1 protein-coding gene is annotated in these 1,712 nt (G+C 45.2%); it reads right to left on the bottom strand.

Translation table 11 applies throughout. The features are described 5' to 3' along the window. A partial coding sequence (locus A3738_RS10555) for a tandem-95 repeat protein (protein WP_156504190.1) occupies nucleotides 1–1,712 on the bottom strand: 1,712 nt, incomplete at both ends.

Raw genomic sequence — 1,712 nt, 5'->3', positions numbered from 1 at the left:
GTCGACGGTGACATTACCATTGAAGTTCTCATTCGGTGCAAAGGTATATGTGTCATCTCCATTATCGGTGAAGATTCCATCCGTACCTGTGTATGTAACATCTGAGATACTCAGCGTATCACCATCAACATCCGACGCTCCCGCCAACAGATCCCCATCTGTAAGCGTGATCGTCCCGTCTTCGTTCATCTGGAAATTCTGATCCTGCGCGACCGGCAGATCATTCACGCCGGTTACAGTTACGTCGACAAGAGCTGGGGTTACACCGCCATTACCATCCTCCACTGTGTAGCTGATAGAAAAATCACCATAAAAATCAGCAGCAGGTACGATAGTATAAGTTCCATCATCATTATCTATTACAATTCCATTTGTAATCTCAATATTACTAACTGATAAAGCATCATTATTATTTGCTTGACCATCATATGATGATTCGTCGTCACCCTGTTGATTATCGTGTTGGCTATCATCGTCAGTTAAACCATTAATCACATCAGAAATCGAAACACCATATTGATCCTCAGTGACAGTATCCGAATCAGGCATAGTAACGCTGCTTTGATTAGATACAACTTGAGAGGGAATAATTACTCCATCAACAATATCAAACACATGCCAATACTCACCGGTCGTACTATCCGGAAGATCAGGCGTGAATGTTGATACTAAAGAGTTACCAACAAACACCTGAACCTGAACATTGTCAACGCCGTCAATATCCCATGCACCTGTACTATAGTTGTGCACAGAGTAATGCATGTTGGCCTCAGCATAATTTGGAACAGTAATAGTTTCTGGGCCGTAGCCATTAGTGTCATCAACATCTTGTTGAATTGTCGCATCGCCCAACTCGTAACTCATATCCTGATAGTAGATATGGTCGAGCTCTGCGCCAGAATCAGGATCATATAACCAAAGATGGTTATCTAGATCTCGCATACCGGACTCGCCACCCCAGGTCAAGACAATACGCATATCAGCAGCGTCCATCACACTGGACAACGAGATCGTGCCGGCGTTAATCGTTTCACCTTCTAACACACTAAAACTGTTGGTGATCGCACCATCTTGCGTAATTGTTAAAGTACCGTCACCGGCCACTTGTCCAGTGACGGAATAGTTCCCTGAGTTCCCAGTTTGCACGGTTGTCGCATTACCGACTGCATCTGACAGAGTTACGTCTGCACCAAAAACTGGGCTACCAGTTTCAGCATCGAGGACCGTACCAGTAATCGTAGTCTCACTGCCTTGATCACCAATAATGGCTGTAAGATCGTCGCCATCCACATCTGACGCAAATTGCAACAATTCCGCTTGCGTCAGTGTATACGTGCCGTCCTCTTCTATTGTTACTGATATATTAGCGCTTACAACAGGCGCATCATTCACTGGGTTCACTGTCAAATCGATATTGGCTGCAACTGTCGCTTCACCATCAAATACATCGAAACTAATATCGAGATCACCATTGAAGTTTGCAGCCGGTGTCAGCGTGAACGTCCCATCACCATTATCTGTAATCGTCAGTTCCGGATTGGCTGTCTGTAGATTCAACGCCGTGAGCGTATCACCATCCACATCACTCGCTTGCGCCAAGAGCTGTTCTTGGCTCAGTGTGATACTTCCATCCTCATCAATTGCATACGCCAAGTTACCTGAAACAGGGAAGTCATTCACAGGAACAACTACGATATTCGCTTGGGCCGTAT

Source organism: Oleiphilus sp. HI0066, from assembly GCF_001635725.1.
This window is presented reverse-complemented; position numbering and strand designations above follow the sequence as displayed.